Here is a 302-nt window from a genome sequence, read left to right on the forward strand (position 1 = left end):
AAAAAAAACACCCCAAAAAACAAAAAAAAAAAAAAAAAACAAAACAAAAAAAAAAAAAAAAAAAAAAGAGCCAAAAAAAAAAAAAAAAAGGTTAAAAAAAAAAAAAAAAAAAAAAAAATTTGGGGGCAGCAAAAAAAAAAGCTGTAAACACCCACCCCCCCCAAAATTAAAAAACCACAAAAAAAAAAAAAAAAAACCCCCCCTAAAAAAAAAAACCAAAAATTTAAATCCAAACACCAACCAACCCAACAACAAAAACCACAAAAAAAAAACCAAAAAAACCCCCAAAAAAAAAATAAAAA

Annotated in this window: 1 protein-coding gene; it reads left to right on the forward strand. The window is 23.5% G+C overall.

All coding sequences use genetic code 11. The features are described 5' to 3' along the window. The coding region (locus ACR6JA_RS22890; RefSeq protein WP_494599778.1) for a hypothetical protein at positions 1-302 on the forward strand (302 nt) is incomplete at both ends.

The organism is Cedecea sp. B1(4) (assembly GCF_059414925.1).